The 736-nt window shown below is 45.1% G+C and carries 2 protein-coding genes; both read left to right on the forward strand.

Annotated elements, in window-relative coordinates:
• Positions 1 to 206: 206 nt before the first annotated feature.
• Positions 207 to 461, forward strand: coding sequence for a CopG family ribbon-helix-helix protein (locus tag WH277_RS02205; RefSeq protein WP_339504152.1), 255 nt, complete (start codon positions 207 to 209; stop codon positions 459 to 461).
• A gap of 1 nt (position 462) precedes the next feature.
• Positions 463 to 736 (forward strand): type II toxin-antitoxin system RelE/ParE family toxin (locus tag WH277_RS02210; RefSeq protein WP_339504154.1); only part of this gene is annotated, 274 nt, incomplete at its 3' end.

Raw genomic sequence — 736 nt, forward strand, 5'->3', positions numbered from 1 at the left:
CAATAGATTTTTACTACAACCATCCCATAAAGCTTATTAAAAAGTGGCTGTTTTTGTAGTGCTGTCCCAATTCGACCGCTTATCTAAAAAGTTTGATCTGCGTCATCCCAAAAAGGACGCAAAAAACCGTCCTTTTCTCAGGTGTCATCCCATTTGCGCAGTGCTAAACTACTTAATAACTCCTAATAGCTCTGAGGAAACCAATCATGGCTGCCATCACAAAACAGACAATCAGCGCAGAAGTCCCCCGCGCACTCGTTCGCAAAGTTGATGCGATCGCAGAAGAAGAAGATCGCTCAAAGAGCTACATCATCAGAGAGGCTCTGGACAGCTTCATACACAATCACGAACGCCGCCGCGAAGCCATCCTGAAAGGACTCGCAGACGTAGACGCAGGGAACACGTTTAGCATCGAAGAGATGACGAGCTTTTTTAGACAACTGAAAACAGCGGCAAGATAAGATGAATGTCTCATGGACTGCTAAAGCCAGAGGGGATCTGGCAAGGATTCATAGATTTGAGCTTAACAGTAGAGCCGGAGGCCCACGGCGAGCGAATAGAATCATTAACTCTCTTCTCAATGAATCAATAGATATTGACCTCGCCTTGCCGATCATCAAAGGCAGACAGTTAAAGGACTACTTGCCTCGCCAGGTCTACCGCGTGATTGTCATAAAGGAGTATGAAATGCACTTTGAGATAGATACTGCTCAAAATAACATCTATATCCTCGATG

This window comes from Erwinia sp. MYb416 (genome assembly GCF_037479575.1).
GTDB lineage: Bacteria > Pseudomonadota > Gammaproteobacteria > Enterobacterales > Enterobacteriaceae > Erwinia > Erwinia rhapontici.

What these genes read in the sequence shown, in the direction of transcription:
- WH277_RS02205 (WP_339504152.1), top strand. Translation starts at nt 207, where the DNA reads ATGGCTGCCATCACAAAACAGACAATCAGCGCAGAAGTCCCCCGCGCA.